This window comes from Bacillus sp. FJAT-45037 (assembly GCF_002797325.1).
GTDB lineage: Bacteria > Bacillota > Bacilli > Bacillales > Bacillaceae_D > Alkalihalophilus.
The window spans coordinates 2,113,148-2,129,808 of record NZ_KZ454938.1 but is presented as its reverse complement, the minus strand read 5'-3'; the positions used below and the strand labels follow the sequence as shown (position 1 = coordinate 2,129,808).

Below are 16,661 nucleotides of genomic sequence, written 5' to 3'. Positions count from 1 at the left end.
GATCTGAGAGGAGGAGCAAATGATGCGAACCCCTAAAAGAAGAACATTAACAGTGGATGATTATGTAGTGGGTGTAAAAGAGCAGAATCGTGCTTTGCTTGCACGGGCGATCACACTGGTTGAAAGCAATGCGTCAAAACATTTGCAACTAGCTCAAGATGTGTTAACAGAATTAATGCCACACACAGGAAACTCCATTCGAATTGGATTTTCTGGTGTACCTGGAGCTGGAAAAAGCACATTAATTGAAGCATTTGGAATGATGCTTTGTGAGCGAGGGCATAAAGTCGCCGTTCTAGCTGTTGACCCGTCTAGTACGTTAACAGGCGGAAGTATTTTAGGTGATAAAACAAGAATGGAGAAGTTATCAAGACATCCCCAGGCGTACGTTAGACCTTCACCTGCTAGTGGTACACTTGGAGGCGTCGCGCGAAAAACACGGGAAACATTGCTTCTTTGTGAGGCTGCGGGATATGATGTGATCATTGTCGAGACAGTCGGTGTTGGTCAAAGTGAAATCGCGGTGCGTTCAATGGTCGACTTTTTTCTCGTCCTTATGCTGACAGGTGCAGGAGATGAGTTACAAGGAATGAAAAAAGGCATCATGGAAATGGCAGATGCGATGGTGATTAACAAAGCAGACGGAAAAAACAAACGAGCAGCTGAACTAGCCAAAGTCGAACTAAACCGTATGTTACATATGTTGCCTCCGATTACAGAAGGGTGGGCGACAGAAGCACATACCGTCTCTGCTCTAACTGGAGAAGGTGTTGAACAAATATGGACGATCATTGAGAAGCATAAAGAGCATATGCAACAGCACGACTTATTTCTTAATCGTCGTAATGAACAAGCATTAAGATGGTTCCAAGATTTAATTGAAGAGCAAGTCCTCGCCCAATTCTATCAAAATGAACAAATTCAAAAGAGGCTTCCCTTGTTGAAGAACCAAGTCTTAAGTGGAAAGTCAACAGCTACAAAAGCCGCACTCGAATTACTAAATGTTAGAAATAAAACGTAGGATGAGAAACCATGTCTTTTTGGCATGGTCTCTCATCTTGGAACATTCACAATAAATAGGAATAAATCAATACTATGGTAATAGTTTTTAATAACTATTATAATATAAGAGAGAAAGTGAAAAGGAGGGATATAACATTGAATTCATGTAAAAATTGCGGTTTCATACCTAACCTCTCAGATCGAGGTCATCTATTATTACGAATAAAAAATCAGAATCTATTAAGTAAAATGAAGGGGATACTTCTCGAACAGAATATGACGTTCACAACGAATGAAAATAATTTATTGTTTGTTCAATATGATTCTCTTCAACATGTACAGACAATGATTGACTTGTTTGATTCTTATTTGTTAAAGAAAGCCGATCAAGTTTATGCAACTTATTCAGTTGAAACAAATGATCGATTCGCAAACTTTGTTCCATACGAGCAATTAAGAGAGCGATTATTAAACTGGTCGTATGTTCAAATTATTAATGAGGGATTATTTACTCAACATATGCAGCCCATTATCAATGTATCGAGTGGTTCGGTCTATGGATATGAATTTCTTTTGCGTCCTATCGATGAAGAGCATCGCTTTAATCCAGGAAGCCTCTTCTCCTTTTCTCAGAGAGCAGGATTGCAGTCGGTCCTAGATAGTCAGGCGCGCATTTCAGCGATTAAGATCAGTGCTAAGCATTTATCTAAAGGGGTCAAACGATTTATTAATTTCTTACCATCATCAATCTATGATCCAAATCATTGTTTGAAGAGTACATTGCAAGCTGTCGAAAGAGCAAACATTGACCCTGAAGATTTGGTATTTGAAGTGGTGGAGACAGAGAAAATCCCCGATATCGATCAATTGAAAAATATATTTAACGTTTATCAAAAACGTGGGATACATGTGGCGTTGGATGATCTTGGTTCAGGGTTTGCAACGGTAGATGTATTAAAAGAATTAAAGCCGAATTTCGCAAAAATTGACCGAAATCTTATTGGTCATTGTGATGAAGACCCTATCAAGCAAAGAGAAATAAAAGAGATAGCTAATGTGGCGAATACATATGGAATTACTTTACTTGCAGAAGGAATCGAACGAAAAGAAGAAGCTGACTTTTGCGCGCATTTACATATTCCTCTCGCTCAAGGTTATTATTTTGGACGCCCTGAAGCTAAGCCTCGTGAAAGTCTTCATATATAAGAAAATAGCCTTCCTTATTTTGTTCAGAATAAGGAAGGCTGTTTTGTTTAGCTTTTCTTAATATTGTCACAAACAAACCCTTGTTTTGTAAGCATAGCGGCAATATCAGTGTAATAGGGTTTTTCATAAAAGCTTGACACACGTTCTGTCCAAGAAGTAGAGAGCTTTCCGTTTGAACGTTTCTCCATGTAACGACTCATCGTTTCATCATAGCGCTCAATCAATGATGGGTCGACCGAATGGTAACGTTCTTGATGATAGATGGTCTCTTTAGGAAGGCGAGGCTTTAATGGAGGGTCTTCGTTTGGATAACCGATACATAGCCCAGAAATAGGAATGACATACTTAGGTAGTTCCAGCAATTCAATGACTTCAAGAGGATGTTTTCGAATGCCTCCTATTGGGACCGTACCTAGTTCCATCGATTCCGCGGCCGTAATTGCACTCGACATCGCCAATCCAACATCTGTTGCGCCAACAAGAAGGGCGTCGACATCATGAATCGCTTCAAGTTCTTTCCCGTGTTTTTGGCCTGCTAATTGAGCGCGGTGAAAGTCTGCACAAAAAATGAAAAAGACCGGTGCTTGTGCAACATAAGCTTGGTTTCCCACTAGTTTGGCCAACTTTGCTTTTCTATTTTCATCCTTTACCGCAATAATCGACACTTGCTGTCCATTGATCCAGGAAGGGGCAGCTTGTGCAGCAGAAACGATAGCCTCTAGTTTTTCTTCTTCAACAGCTGTTGTTGTGTAAGCTCGATAAGAACGATGTTGCCGTTGTGTCTCAATCACTTTGTTCATGTTATAGCCCTCCAATGATATTTTTACGAATGATCTTTTGATTATCTCATACTGAAGAGAGTATCCCAACTAATGTGAATAAGACCCATGCGGTTGCATGAGTCTTATTTTCACTATTTGTTGTTAGACAGTGAGTGCTTCACGTCTTGATGAGAATAAGCTTGTTTTATTCGTTTTTGGACTAAAGTATGCAATCACAATTTCATTTTTTTGTTTGATTATTCGATCGTTTACGTATGCATCTAAAGAGAACGGAATGACTTCGATCATCGTATGTTTGTGAAGTTCTTTTTCTGTTAAACCAAGGGCAGCAAAGTCTTCACTTACTTCCGTTGGATTGTCGGCAATCGCTTTTAAATAGGTACTCTGCTCTTCTTTTGTTAAAGAGAAGGTCCACCACGTTTTGCGCGGCTTATGCTTATGATTACCGAAATAATCAACCATCATCAAGCCTTTAATAGTATCGAGGTGATTAGTGTCTCGGGATTCAAGGAATTGATAAAGTCTTGAGAACAAGTCCTCAAGTTGATGCCCAATTCGAGACCAACCTTTCGACTCCCAAAAGTTACCGAATTCTTGGAAGAAGTCAAACGGTGATGCAAATTCTTTTTCGACTAAGTACTCAATTGTTAAGTCCATGCGATGGTCATTCCAATACTTCTCTAATACATCTTCCACTCGTTTAATACGGACAATATCTGAAAACGGAAGAATATTATTGCTAAGGATCTCATAAGGAGAATGATTCATATAGACGTAATCATGATCATCGGCACGTAGACGAAGGCCTGTCCCGCGTAACATTTTCAAGAAACCTAATTGAAGTTCTTCCGCCCCGAGGGCAAACACTTCATTAAATGTGTTTCGGAAGGAGTTGTAATCTTCTTCCGGAAGACCAGCAATTAAATCTAAATGTTGGTCAATTTTCCCACCGTCTTTAACCATCGTGACGGTTCGGGCTAGTTTCTCGAAATTTTGTCGACGTTGCACGAGCTCGTTCGTTGTATCGTTTGTTGATTGAACGCCAATCTCAAAACGGAAAATTCCCTTTGGTGCGTGCTCATTCAGAAATTCGAGTACCTCTGGACGCATAATATCTGCAGTGATCTCAAATTGGAACACACAGCCTTGATGGTTATCGATGAGGAACTGAAAAATTTCAAGGGCGTAATCTCTTTTAATATTGAATGTACGATCAACAAATTTAATTAATTTCGCTCCACTTTCAATTAAGAAAAGTAAATCTCGTTTCACTTGCTCTATATTGACATAACGTACCCCGACTTCAATGGAAGACAAGCAAAATTGACAGCTATACGGACAGCCGCGGCTCGTTTCAAAATAAGTCACACGTTTTGAGAGAGCTGTTAGATCTTCTTCAAAACGATATGGAGTAGGGAGATCATCTAATTTTAGTTTAGGTCTAGGAGCATTAATGAGGATTTCCTCCCCTTTACGATATGCGAGTCCAAAGACCATATGGTATTTCTTCGTTGTACTCAATTCTTCAAGAAGTTGTTTAAATGTCTCTTCGCCTTCTCCAACAACAATGAAGTCAGCATCTGAGGTTTTTTCGAGCCATTCCTTTGTATCATAGGAAACTTCAGGACCTCCAAGGACGATCTGAGTATGTGGCATCACTTTTTTTAACATTTCAATGACTTTTAGCGTTTCTTCTATGTTCCAAATGTAGCAGCTAAACCCAATCACATCTGGTGTACGTTCATATAGATCGGAGACTATGTTCATCACAGGGTCTTTAATTGTGAATTCAACCATTTCAATTGGAAATTCAGGTTCGGCATAGGCTTTCAGACAGCGAAGTGCTAAGCATGTGTGAATGTATTTAGCGTTCAACGTCGTAACGACGGTTTTCATATGTTAATCCCTCAATTCTCTTCTTCTTTACGTATTGTATGATACCATACGAGCGGGTAAGTGAGAAATGTTTGTCGGAAATTAATACATCCAAAATAAAGAAAAGGAATCTACATGGCCATGTAGATTCCTTTTCTTTATTTAGTTTGAAGTTATGACTACTTTCGGTTGAAGCCTGAGTGTCCAAAGCTGTTCTTCTAAACGATGTCGTTTAATCGACAATTGAAACGGCTCAACGATGGGTTCTGCAAATTCAAACTCTCCATTAATAATATTCCTTTCTTCGTCGTAGGACGTCGTTTGAAAGGAAGGGAAGATTTTTTCGCTATTCGATAAAAGTGTGACCTCTACACCTTTAATGTTATGAGCGTCAGAAGCTTGAAGAAATAATTTATTTCCGGTCGTCTCCACACTTAAGATTCGGAAGTCATTTTGCTCGATTTGTTTCATGTCGTGATGCAGTTCATTAAATATCAAGTTCCTCCTATAATAAGTTGGTTTTACGTATACAGGAAGATCGAGAAAGTGTGTACCTTTTTTAAGACTAGGAGTAAAAAACTGACGGATATAGAGCTGATTTAGATTTAGAGGCTTTCCGTCAGCCGTTTCTCTAGATGTTTCAAATGATTGTGCTTCATGAACGGCTTGATCTTCACCGAATACATATCGATCCAACATGTATGTATAGTCATTTTCTACGTCATGAAGAGGGTATAGGGAGGTAACGATCACATTCACGTAGAAACCAGATTCATTATTTAATTCTCCATGCTCAATCCCATCAAATTCTACTTTTAGATGAATGTTTTCATCGTGAACAATTGAAAGGGAGGATTCTTGTATGACTTTGTTTGTTTGACAACTAGTTAATAAAAGAAGTAAAAAAAGGAATACCCAACCCTTCATCATTACGTTCACCTCGCTTTTACTCCCTTTATTTTAGCATGAAGAACCAAGTTGTCATACAGTTCTCATCCAATAAATATCGAGAAAAAGAGACTTGCCCAAAGCAAGTCTCAAGTGTTGACGGTTCATTATGAAGTGGCTAAGCCTTGATCTGAGTCATCTTTTTTGTTGCGGATAAAGTGGATAACTCCGATTAATAAGAGTACAGCTAAACCAGACAATGAGATCGTCAGGTTGTTTGGATAAATTAAAGCTAAACCAGCTGCAAATAACAACAATCGTTCAATCATCATTGGTTTTGCAACGAAATAGCCCATCAGTGAGGCACTGACCGCAGTCATTCCAAGAAGCGCCGTAACAAGTGCAGGCACAAGTGCTGCCATTGACCAATCTTGTAATAACAGGACTGGATTTGAAACAAACGCGTATGGAATGATAAACGCTGCAATGGAAAGTTTGAAAGCGGTGACTCCAGCTTTCATCGGATTCGCTTTAGCTATCCCCGCCCCTGCATAGGCGGCAAGACAAACAGGCGGTGTAATATCTGCTACAATTCCAAAGTAAAATACAAAGAAGTGAGCAGCTATAATTGGGACATCAAAGGCAATGAGTGCAGGTGCTGCCATCGATGCGGTAACAACATAGTTTGCTGTTGTTGGTAAGCCCATCCCAAGTAAAATACAAGCAATCATCGTAAAGAATAATACTAGGAAAAAGACGCCACCTGCAAGATCTATGATCCCACCAGCAATTTTCCCACCAAGACCTGTCATCGTAACAATCCCAGCAATAATCCCTGCTGATGCACAGGCAGAGATAACTGGAAGAGCGACACGTGCCCCTTGTTCAAGAGCATCTAAAATATCGCGTGGCCCCATTCTCGTTTCTTTACGGAAGAGACTCACAAAGAAGGCTGCTCCAATCCCGAACAAGGCAGCTGTTGTAGCGGTGTACCCAAGATAAAGTAGGCCAATAATTGCTAATAGAGGAGCGAGTAGATCCAATCGCTTAGCAATCCCTGTAAAAGTCGGTAATTGATCTTTAGGCAAGCCACGAATACCTCGTTTTTTTGCTTCAAAATGCGTCCCCATAAACACACCAGCAAAATAAAGAAAGGCTGGAATGATGGCAATAATAATAATTTCGCTATATGCAACTCCGGTGTTACTAGCCATAATAAAGGCTGCGGCCCCCATGATCGGAGGCATGATTTGACCACCTGTTGAAGCGGATGCTTCAGCGGCTGCTGAGAATTCCGGTTTGAAACCAGCTCTTTTCATCATTGGAATAGTAAAGGATCCTGAACTTACTGTATTTGCTACAGAAGACCCTGTTACCATTCCTTGAAGTCCACTAGCTGTAACGGCAGCTTTAGCTGTTCCACCAGTCATCCGACCAGTTGCCCCAAAGGCTAAATCATTAAAGAATTTTCCGATTCCTGTTTTCGTTAGCATGACACCAAAGAAAAGGAAAAGAAAAATGTACGTAGATGAAATACGAAGCGGTGTACCAAAAATTGCTTCTGTATTGAAGAACATGCTTGTCATTAAGCGATCAAACGTAAAGCCTGAATGTTGAAATGCTCTAATTGGAAAAATATTCCCAATTAGTCCGTACGCAAGAGCTACTAAAGCAATAATAACAATGGGTAAACCAACTGCACGTCTTGTCGCTTCTAACACTAGTACAACCCCGAGAGTAGCAATAATAATGTCTAATGTCGAGTAACCCAAAATCGTTACTTGGTTACTGATTAAGCGACGATATTCAAAAACAATATAAAAGTTTACTCCAAGTGCGAGTAGGGCAAGCATTCCATCGTACCAAGGGACTCCTCGTTTTTTAAGAAAAGTTCGTTTGGCAGGGTAGAGGATGAAAATAAGAGATAATCCACCAGCAAGGTGAATTGCTCCTTGAATCAGTGTCACATAAGGACCTCTAAATGATGTGTAAAGTTGGAAAATAGTCAACGAAATCGCGAGGATTGTAACAATCCAAGTCCATTTTTGAAGGTCTGTGCGATAAGCAGATTCCTTATCATATTTTGCAAGAAGTTCTTGGTCTTTACTTTTTGCTTCTGTCATCAAACGTTTCACCACCTAAAATAAAAATTGAAATCTCGAAGAAAAAGTATGCGTCGACGTACCTATTTTCACAAAAAAAGGTAATAGCTATTCATGTCTACAATATTTTAAACCGTTCATCGTTCGTACTCTTTCTTCGGGCTTCATTGATGTGTATGTAGCAAGGATAAACAAGAAAGAGGAGGGCCTTTTTATGTAACAGACACCTCAGCTCTAATTTGTTTCGCCTAAAAAAAGGACTAGACAGATTCGATGCCCAGTCCTTCAAAAAGGTTTTGCTAATTAATCAATAATGCCTGCTTCTTTAAAGTATTTCTCAGCACCAGGGTGAAGAGGAAGACCTTCAGAACCATTTAAGATGTTCTCGATCGCTAAGTGTTCACCTTGAGCATGTGTCATTTGATCAACATTCTCGTATAGACCTTTTACGATTTCATATCCTAGATCTTCGCTAATTTGGTTCGTCGATCCTACTAAGATCGCATATGCTGTAATCGTATCAACTGGCTCTTCTAAAAATTCATAAGAATCAGCTGGAATTTCTAAGTGACCGTAATCACTGCTATCTAAAATCGTATCAAGTGCTTCGCCTTCGATAGGAAGAATGACTACATCACGTTGTGTAGAAAGTTCTTCAATTCCACTAGCAGGAAGCCCAAGTAATCCAAATGATGCATCTAATTGGCCATCTTGTAAGCGGCCAGCTGCGTCACCGAAACCTTCTTCATAAGCTTCGTAATCGCCATCTTCAAGACCATAAGCACTTAGAATTAACTTGGCAGCTGATTGAGTACCACTACCTGGAGGCCCAATTGCTACACGTTTACCTTCAAGGTCAGCAATGGATTCAACACCTGTATTGGAAGTTGTGATAACTTGCATAACTTCTGGATAGATATGACCCATAAATCCGAAGTTTTCAACAGCTGCACCGTCAAAGTCACCCTCACCACTCATTGCTTCTATAGCAGGAATGTGAACAGTCATCCCAAGTTGCATGTTCCCTTGAAAAATACCACCAAGATTTTCAACTGATGCGCCAGATGCAATCGCACTTACGTTAAAATCTTCATAATACACATTGTTATTCATGATGTTAGCCATTTCTTGACCTAATGGATAGTATGTTCCACCTGTAGAACCTGTACCCATTTGTAAGTCTGTCTTGTAATCCTCATCCCCACCTGCATCAGAACCACAGGCACCAAGAAGCATTCCTACAGAAAGCAATGCTGCTGATAAAAAAGCAAATTTCTTTTTCATCGAATTTCCCCCTTTTGTATATATAATTCTTGATATGAATTCATATTCATATCACATTATCATTTAATCAGAAAGATGAAAGATTGTCAAAATATTACTTGGAATCTCATTATTTACTTAGCTAACATAGAGAGGAGAATGATGTTGCAAAAAAACGCCCGCTTATGCGGGCGCTGTCAGTAGTTATTCGGCTGATGGGATTTCTTCAATGTCGTCCGCTTCAATGGCAGCACTTGTATCAACATGACCGAACATCTCGGGATGCTCATCCCCATCGATTAGAACTTTGGTAGAAGAGAAGCCAAATTGCTTCATCGTTAAAGCGATTTGTTGAAGGAGCATGGCCTCTGATCCAGAACCAAGCTGTGCGTTTAATAGTTCAGAAGAGAATGACACATGAGCAACTCCTTCATGTTCCTCCACTGATTGGACTGTAACGTCAGATGGGATCAATGAGGCAAGTTCTCCTTCTTCAGCCGTAGGGCCAGCAATCCAAGCTTCAAAAGTAGCTAGGAAAAGCTCTTCATCTGCTGCTTCGATTGTACGCTCTACTTTATATATGTCCATGACTTGATCATCAGCGAAGAATAAGTTGACAGGAGATGATGGCGTATCTTCCACTGCCACGTCATCTTCCGTTGCATCCGTTGTTTCTTGTTCTTCAATGATTTCGTCTTCTACAATAGGTTCGTCTGTTGTAGGTTCTTCTGTAGCAGGCTCTTCAGAAGCTTCTTCATTTTCTTCAGATTCAATATTACTCGTGGACTCATTTGAATCAATGGTGTTTTCGCCTTGACCACAAGCTGCCAAGAATAAAACGAAAATAAGTGCAAGTAACAAAGCCGTTATCTTCTTCATATAAAATCCCCCTTTGCATGTTTACATGCAATTTACTTTATTGGTAATTATTATCTATGATTGACATAGACAAGTCTTTCTAGTTAAATTTTACAACATTAACGACAAAATTCAATCATTAATTCAGACTCTACCTTTAGACCTACAAATGTCTACACCGATTCAACTTTCTTCTTTGGCCGAACAAACGACATATCTCTCCACTTACCTTGACGCCAACGCCAAAGCATTAAGACCCCTCTAAGCCATTCATCAGCAATAAAACCAATCCAAACCCCAGCTAGACCATAACCTAAGTACACGCCGAAGAAATAAGCAACGGGTATACTAACACCCCACATCGATAAGATGCCAAGGTAAACAGGGAACTTCACATCACCAGCCGCTCGTAAACAGTTTATGACAACAAGATTAAACGCTCGCCCAGGTTCTAAAATAACGGTTAAGAGAAGCAAAAGACTACCTGCCACTATGATCTGTTCGTTATCTGTAAAGATCGATAACAGGGGAGAGCTGAAGGCATATCCGAGAATAGCCATTGAGGTCGAAACGCCAATCGCCACTTTCAAGCTCCTAATACAGCGTTTGTAAGCCTGATCAAACTCACCAGCACCTACTTGATGTCCAATAATAATTTGTGTTCCTTGGCCTATCGCAATGGCAAAGAGTAAGATAAACATCATAATATTTTGTGTGTACACTTTGGTCGTCAAAGCTTCCGTTCCCATCATCACAATAAAAAATGTAATCACAAGCTGTGAACCATTATAAGAAAGGTGTTCACCGGCAGAAGGGATTCCTACTTTTAAAAGGTTTTTCAACTCATACCTTGGAAAAGTGTGCCGTAAGAAAGCAAACGGAAGCTTTCCTTTAAGTCTGTAGAATAGAACAAAAATAATGACAATCAATCCTAGAGTTCTACTGATGGTTGTAGCAATAGCTACTCCCGTTACACCTAGGACAGGAAAACCAAATGGGCCGAAGATGAACAAGTAGTTTCCGATCACATTTAAGATGTTCATCCCAATCGTGATGTACATCACATCTTTAGTAAATTGATGACTACGAAGGATGGCGCCAATCGTCATTAAGACTGATTGGATAAATGAGAACCCACCAACTATTTGTAAATAGAGGGTTGCTTCATTTAATAGCTCTTGTGGTAACCCCATCCAAAGGAGTAAAGTAGGGCCTGCAAAAATGATCAATAAGCTTAATGCAAGACCAAAGACGAGGTTAGCGATGATCGAAACAACGGCGACTTTTCCTGCGTTTTTTTCCTCATCAGCTCCTAAATGTTGCGCGACTAATACACTCGTGCCTGTGGCGATAAAACCAAACATCACAATGATGACCATGAGCAATTGATTGGAAACCCCAACAGCGGCTACCGCATCATCGGAATATTGGCTGAGCATCAAAGTATCGGCGTTTCCCATTAACATATGGAGTAAGATCTCAATGAAAATAGGCCAGGTTAAAGCAAATAATGTAGCATTTCGTGCTGTTTTTTCTTTTTTTGACATGCTAAGTTCCTCCTCAACGACCGTTACCTGTAACAACAAAGAAAGAAGAACGGTCCAATACCGTTCTTCAATTTATTATTATGAAACTGTTAAAACATGAGCACATAAGGCTGGCACCGAGTAGGTTTCATCATTTATGATTTCTAAACCAGTGAGGAGCTCTATTGTATTTTTGTTTTTGAAATCATCGGGTAGCGTAATGGTTTCATTTTTAGCATTTGCGTTAACAAGAAACAGTAGTGTTTCATTATCTGTGTGTTTTAAGAAGCCAACCACCTCAGATTGACCGGTCTCGATAAAGGTGAGCTCTGCACGAGGGCCGAATGCTTCATGTTCTTTTCGCAAGGAGATAATCCGTTGCATAAACGTAAATAACTCTAAGTCTTGGTGCTCTTTATCCCAAACCATACATTCTCTGCATCCTGGATCACCACCACCAGTCATTCCAATTTCATCACCATAATAGATGCAAGGCGTTCCAGGAACAGCAAACTGAAGGAGGGTTTGAAGTTTGACTAAATCTTTATTCTCTCCAGACTGTGTAAGAATACGCGGCGTGTCGTGACTGCCTAGAAGGTTAAATGCTACTTCTTGTATAGATTTTGGGTAGACGTGAAGCAGTTTAGATAGTTGTTCAATAAATTCTGTCTTGCTCAATGTTTTCTTAGCTATAAAGTCGATGATCGCAGTTGTGATTGGATAATTCATGACAGCATCGAATTGATCTCCCTGAAGCCAAGGCATTGAATCATGCCAAATCTCTCCCAAAATGTATGCTTCAGGTTTTAATTGTTTCACTTCTTTTCTAAAATCACGCCAAAAAGCATGGTCGATTTCATTAGCGACATCTAATCGCCACCCGTCAATATCAAACTCACGAATCCAATACGTTGCGACATCTAGTAAATATTTTTTTACTTCAGGGTGCTCCGTATTTAATTTTGGCATTGTCGGGACAAAAGCAAAGGCATCATAGTTCGGGCGCTCCGTCGTTTGAAGAGGGAAGCTATGGATATGAAACCAATCTTTATATCTAGAGTTTTCACCGTGGGTAAGAACATCTTGAAATGGTTTAAAGTAAAAGCCTGAATGGTTAAATACCGCATCCAACATGACACGAATCCCTCGTTTATGGCAAGCATTTACGAACGTTTTAAACGTTTCTTTGTCTCCGAATTGAGGGTCAATTTCCATATAGTCAATCGTATCGTATTTATGATTAGAATGTGCGGTAAAGATAGGTGTTAAATAAATTCCTGAAATTCCGAGTTCGCTTAAGTAATCTAAGTGATCAGTGATCCCTTTTATATCACCACCGAAGAAGTTTGTAGCACTCGGTGGAGAACTGCCCCAAGCAAGTGTGTTTTCAGGATTAATCACAGGGTTTCCGTTAGCAAAACGTTCTGGAAAAATTTGATACCAGACGGTGTCTTTGACCCAATCAGGTGTATGAAAGATATCTGTTTCGTTTAAGAAAGGGAAGCAGAAATAACATCCAACATCCGTTGGAGGTGTCTCTTTAAACCCACGTTCTGTATAGGTGAGCACTTCTTTGGCAGAGCGTAATGTAAAGCCATAACGTAGTCGTCTGAAGGGGGGAGTAATTGGTTGGAACCAATAATCAAATAACTCATCACTACCAGACTTCTTCATAGATACTTCATTATATACCCAACCAATTTTTTCTTTCCATTCATAAGGATCACCGTGTAATAAAGTAACTTCTTCTACATCATTTTTTTTTGTGCGGATGCGTATATGTATCGTTTTATCGTCATATGCGTAAGCAAATTCATTTTTAGGTCGATGGTAGACCGCTTCTTTTTGCATCATATACCTCCTTAGAAAGATCTGCCTTAGCTTTAGAGTATGAAAACGTTGTACTGCTGTCAAGGTTGAATGCAAACGTTTGTCATTGTACTAAAAAAAACATAAAAAATAATGAAAACGGTTGCCTATATCTACAAAACTATGTATAATGACCACATAGATAAAGTGAAAGCGATTGCACGTAGGTTTTGTCGAATTGTGCAAACGATTGCTCTAATTATGGCATAAAGGTTGTGACACAGATGAGCAAGCAATGGTGGAAAGAAAGCGTAGTTTACCAGATCTATCCGCGAAGTTATGCAGATAGCAATGGAGATGGAATGGGTGACTTACAAGGTATTATTAATAAATTAGATTATCTAAAATGGCTAGGAATTGATGTGATCTGGTTAAGTCCAGTCTATGATTCTCCAAACGATGATAATGGATATGATATTAGAGATTATTATGCCATCATGAAAGAGTTTGGTTCGATGGAAGACTGGGAGCATATGCTCTCAGAGATTCATCAACGTGGGATGAAGTTGATTATGGACTTAGTTGTCAATCATTCAAGTGATGAGTGCGAGTGGTTTGTCAATTCGGCCTCATCTAAAACAAGCCCATACCGTGATTATTATATTTGGAAGCAAGGTAGCAGTGGCCAAGAGCCGAACAACTGGGAATCTCATTTTAGCGGGTCGGCTTGGCAGTATCACGAGGAGACAGATGAGTATTTCCTTCATCTTTTCTCTAAGAAACAACCAGACTTCAACTGGGAAAATGAATCTTTGCGTCAAGAGATCTACAAGATGATGACATGGTGGCTTGATAAAGGAATTGATGGATTTAGAATGGACGTCATCAATATGATCTCAAAAGCTGAAGGGCTTCCGAATGCCGAAGTGACGAGAGAAACGCCTTATCAATCAGCCGGTGACAAGTTTTTAAATGGTCCGCATGTTCATACTTATTTAAAGGAAATGAACGAACAAGTTTTATCGAAATACAACATCATGACAGTTGGTGAAACACCAGGAGTCACACCAGATGACGCTGCATTGTACACAGGTGACGATCGAAATGAATTAAATATGGTCTTCCAATTTGATCATATGGATGTAGACTCAGGACCTGGCGGAAAATGGGACATCAAGCCTTGGACACTAACTGAGTTAAGAACAATCTTAGATGGTTGGCAAGTTGGTTTGCAAGGTCGAGGGTGGAATAGCTTATACCTTAACAATCATGATCAACCACGAATGGTATCGAGATTCGGAGATGATAAGGAGTATCGTCAAGAGTCTGCTAAAATGCTTGCGACATTTCTCCATACTTTGCAAGGTACCCCTTACATTTACCAAGGTGAAGAGATTGGGATGACGAACGTTCAATTTGACTCGATTGATGATTACGAAGATATCGAAACATTAAATATGTACAAAGACTTTGTCAACGAACGTGGCATCGATCAAGCAGAAATCTTAAATAAGATTCACATAAAAGGACGCGATAATGCCCGTACACCGATGCAATGGGATGCTTCACCGCATGCTGGATTTACAACGGGGACACCGTGGCTAAAAGTAAATCCTAACTATGAAGTGATTAATGTCGAGCAAGCAAAAGCAGACAAAGAGTCCATTTTGCATTATTACCGTCGATTAATTAAGCTTCGTAAGGAATATCCGATAATGGTTTATGGAAACTACGAGCCGTTACAGGTTGATCATGCAGGCGTTTACAGTTATATTAGAAAGTTAGACCAAGAAAAATTACTCGTGTTGTTAAACTTCACGAAAGAAGAGCAGTCGTATAAGGTACCAACTGGATGGACTGAAGAAACGACAACATTACTTATTACCAATCAAAAAAGAGTAGACGACACTTTACATGAGAACATGGTCTTACAACCGTATGAAGCATGTGTGTACTTCATAAAATAAAGTGATTATTAATTGAAGGGAGTGATGAAGGCAAGAGAAGCGTTGTATATTTAAGCGGATTTTAGAGAACATTTAAAAAGGTCGAGGGGGAAAAAAAATGAAATTACGTTCATTCTTATTGTTTTTAGTAATGTCACTGACAATTGCAGCTTTAGTAGCATGTGGTCCAGATCGTGAAGAAGAAGCAACTCCAGCTCCAGCAGAAGGTGAAGATGGGGAAGCAACAACAGAGGTTGAAAAGCCTGACACATTAACAATGTGGGTAAATGATGAAGATGCACAACTTGATGCATACGATGAAATTACGGCTCGTTTCACAGAAGAATATGGGATTGATGTAGACATTACTCCATTTTCAATGCTTGAGCAAACGGATGCATTATCACTTGATGCAGCATCTGGTGGCGGCCCAGATTTATTCTTCCAACCTAATGATCGCATGGGTGATATCTACCTACAAGGATTAGCAGCAGAACTTGAACTAACAGAAGAGCAGTTAGCAGGTTACCCTGAAGGTGCACTTCAAGCACTTAGCTATGAAGGTGCTCAGCTTGGTATTCCAGCTGTGATTGAAACTTACGGCTTAATGTACAACACAGATCTTGTTCCAGAAGCTCCAGAAACAATTGAAGAGTTAGAGCAAATTGCAGCAGATTTAACAGATGCTTCTGCTGATGAGTATGGATTCTTAATGGAAGGTACTAACTTCTATTTCTTATATCCTTTCCTAGAAGCAACTGGCGGTTATGTATTTAACCAAGATGCTGATGGTGCATATGACAACACAGATCTAGGTCTAGCAAATGAAGGCGCGGTTGCAGGTGCAGAGCGCATTCAAAATTGGTTTGAAGAAGGTTACTTACCACAAGGTATTACTGGTGATGTAATGAACGGTCTGTTTGAAGCTGGTAAAGTTGGAGCAGTTGTAACTGGACCTTGGAACATTCCTAACTACTCTCAAGCACTAGGAGATAGTTTAGCGGTAGCTCCACTTCCTCAGATTGACGGTGAAAATTTAGCATCATTTTCTGGTGTTAAAGGTTGGTTAGTTAACGAGTATAGCGAAAACATCGAGTGGGCAACAGAGCTTGCGCTATTTATTACAAATGCTGAAAGTGTAACAACATATTTTGAAGTAGCTGGTGAGCTTCCTGCTCGTTCAGATGTTGAAATTGATGATGAGTTACGCGCAGGTTTAGTAGAACAAGCTGAGTACGCTGTTCCAATGCCAAACATCCCAGCAATGTCTCAAGTTTGGGACCCAATGGCAGATGCATTTGAATTTATTTCTCAAGGTCAAGACGCACAAGAAGTATTAGAGGAAGCGGTAGAACAAATTAAGGAGCAAATTCAGTTAACTGAAGGTGCTAACTAATCAGAGAC

Annotated in this window: 12 protein-coding genes; 4 read left to right on the top strand and 8 right to left on the bottom strand. The window is 39.8% G+C overall.

Translation table 11 applies throughout. From position 1 onward, the window contains the following. Positions 1 to 19: 19 nt before the first annotated feature. Entirely contained in the window at positions 20 to 1,021 is a 1,002-nt protein-coding gene (gene meaB / locus CDZ88_RS10950; RefSeq protein ID WP_100373574.1) for a methylmalonyl Co-A mutase-associated GTPase MeaB, read from the top strand. A gap of 137 nt (positions 1,022 to 1,158) precedes the next feature. Continuing rightward, on the top strand, positions 1,159 to 2,208 hold the full coding sequence (locus tag CDZ88_RS10945; protein ID WP_157796540.1) for an EAL domain-containing protein: 1,050 nt from the start codon (positions 1,159 to 1,161) through the stop codon (positions 2,206 to 2,208). 47 nt (positions 2,209 to 2,255) lie between these two features. Here the strand turns inward: CDZ88_RS10945 and nfsA are convergent, their stop codons facing one another. The 8 genes from nfsA to CDZ88_RS10905 form a co-directional block, all read right to left on the bottom strand. Beyond that, positions 2,256 to 3,008: an oxygen-insensitive NADPH nitroreductase gene (nfsA, locus tag CDZ88_RS10940; protein WP_100373572.1), complete on the bottom strand. Its 753-nt coding sequence runs from the start codon at positions 3,006 to 3,008 to the stop codon at positions 2,256 to 2,258. A gap of 123 nt (positions 3,009 to 3,131) precedes the next feature. Further along, positions 3,132 to 4,886: a B12-binding domain-containing radical SAM protein gene (locus CDZ88_RS10935; RefSeq protein ID WP_100373571.1), complete on the bottom strand. Its 1,755-nt coding sequence runs from the start codon at positions 4,884 to 4,886 to the stop codon at positions 3,132 to 3,134. Between the two features lie 141 nt (positions 4,887 to 5,027). After that, positions 5,028 to 5,804, bottom strand: coding sequence for a hypothetical protein (locus CDZ88_RS10930; protein WP_157796539.1), 777 nt, complete (start codon positions 5,802 to 5,804; stop codon positions 5,028 to 5,030). A gap of 116 nt (positions 5,805 to 5,920) precedes the next feature. Further along, positions 5,921 to 7,876, bottom strand: a complete 1,956-nt coding sequence (locus CDZ88_RS10925) for a TRAP transporter permease (RefSeq protein WP_100373569.1) — start codon at positions 7,874 to 7,876, stop codon at positions 5,921 to 5,923. A gap of 282 nt (positions 7,877 to 8,158) precedes the next feature. Next, entirely contained in the window at positions 8,159 to 9,139 is a 981-nt protein-coding gene (locus tag CDZ88_RS10920) for a TAXI family TRAP transporter solute-binding subunit (protein ID WP_100373568.1), read from the bottom strand. Between the two features lie 183 nt (positions 9,140 to 9,322). Then, complete coding sequence (locus tag CDZ88_RS10915; protein WP_100373567.1) at positions 9,323 to 9,997, bottom strand: GerMN domain-containing protein; 675 nt, start codon at positions 9,995 to 9,997, stop codon at positions 9,323 to 9,325. A gap of 152 nt (positions 9,998 to 10,149) precedes the next feature. Next, positions 10,150 to 11,523 carry an MATE family efflux transporter gene (locus tag CDZ88_RS10910; RefSeq protein WP_100373566.1) on the bottom strand — a complete coding sequence of 458 codons (1,374 nt, stop codon included), beginning with the start codon at positions 11,521 to 11,523 and terminating at the stop codon, positions 10,150 to 10,152. A gap of 78 nt (positions 11,524 to 11,601) precedes the next feature. Beyond that, on the bottom strand, positions 11,602 to 13,353 hold the full coding sequence (locus tag CDZ88_RS10905; RefSeq protein ID WP_100373565.1) for a glycoside hydrolase family 13 protein: 1,752 nt from the start codon (positions 13,351 to 13,353) through the stop codon (positions 11,602 to 11,604). A gap of 242 nt (positions 13,354 to 13,595) precedes the next feature. On the opposite strand from CDZ88_RS10905, the gene CDZ88_RS10900 reads away from it, so the two are divergent. Both CDZ88_RS10900 and CDZ88_RS10895 read left to right on the top strand, forming a co-directional pair. After that, a complete protein-coding gene (locus CDZ88_RS10900) occupies positions 13,596 to 15,278 on the top strand; it encodes a glycoside hydrolase family 13 protein (protein WP_100373564.1) in 1,683 nt (560 codons plus the stop codon). Positions 15,279 to 15,375: 97 nt separating this feature from the next. Continuing rightward, complete coding sequence (locus CDZ88_RS10895; protein ID WP_100373563.1) at positions 15,376 to 16,653, top strand: extracellular solute-binding protein; 1,278 nt, start codon at positions 15,376 to 15,378, stop codon at positions 16,651 to 16,653. Positions 16,654 to 16,661 lie beyond the last annotated feature (8 nt).

What these genes read in the sequence shown, in the direction of transcription:
- CDZ88_RS10900 (WP_100373564.1), top strand. Translation starts at nt 13,596, where the DNA reads ATGAGCAAGCAATGGTGGAAAGAAAGCGTAGTTTACCAGATCTATCCG.
- CDZ88_RS10895 (WP_100373563.1), top strand. Translation starts at nt 15,376, where the DNA reads ATGAAATTACGTTCATTCTTATTGTTTTTAGTAATGTCACTGACAATT.
- CDZ88_RS10910 (WP_100373566.1), bottom strand. Translation starts at nt 11,523, where the DNA reads ATGTCAAAAAAAGAAAAAACAGCACGAAATGCTACATTATTTGCTTTA.
- CDZ88_RS10925 (WP_100373569.1), bottom strand. Translation starts at nt 7,876, where the DNA reads ATGACAGAAGCAAAAAGTAAAGACCAAGAACTTCTTGCAAAATATGAT.
- nfsA (WP_100373572.1), bottom strand. Translation starts at nt 3,008, where the DNA reads ATGAACAAAGTGATTGAGACACAACGGCAACATCGTTCTTATCGAGCT.
- CDZ88_RS10935 (WP_100373571.1), bottom strand. Translation starts at nt 4,886, where the DNA reads ATGAAAACCGTCGTTACGACGTTGAACGCTAAATACATTCACACATGC.
- CDZ88_RS10915 (WP_100373567.1), bottom strand. Translation starts at nt 9,997, where the DNA reads ATGAAGAAGATAACGGCTTTGTTACTTGCACTTATTTTCGTTTTATTC.
- CDZ88_RS10905 (WP_100373565.1), bottom strand. Translation starts at nt 13,353, where the DNA reads ATGCAAAAAGAAGCGGTCTACCATCGACCTAAAAATGAATTTGCTTAC.
- CDZ88_RS10920 (WP_100373568.1), bottom strand. Translation starts at nt 9,139, where the DNA reads ATGAAAAAGAAATTTGCTTTTTTATCAGCAGCATTGCTTTCTGTAGGA.
- meaB (WP_100373574.1), top strand. Translation starts at nt 20, where the DNA reads ATGATGCGAACCCCTAAAAGAAGAACATTAACAGTGGATGATTATGTA.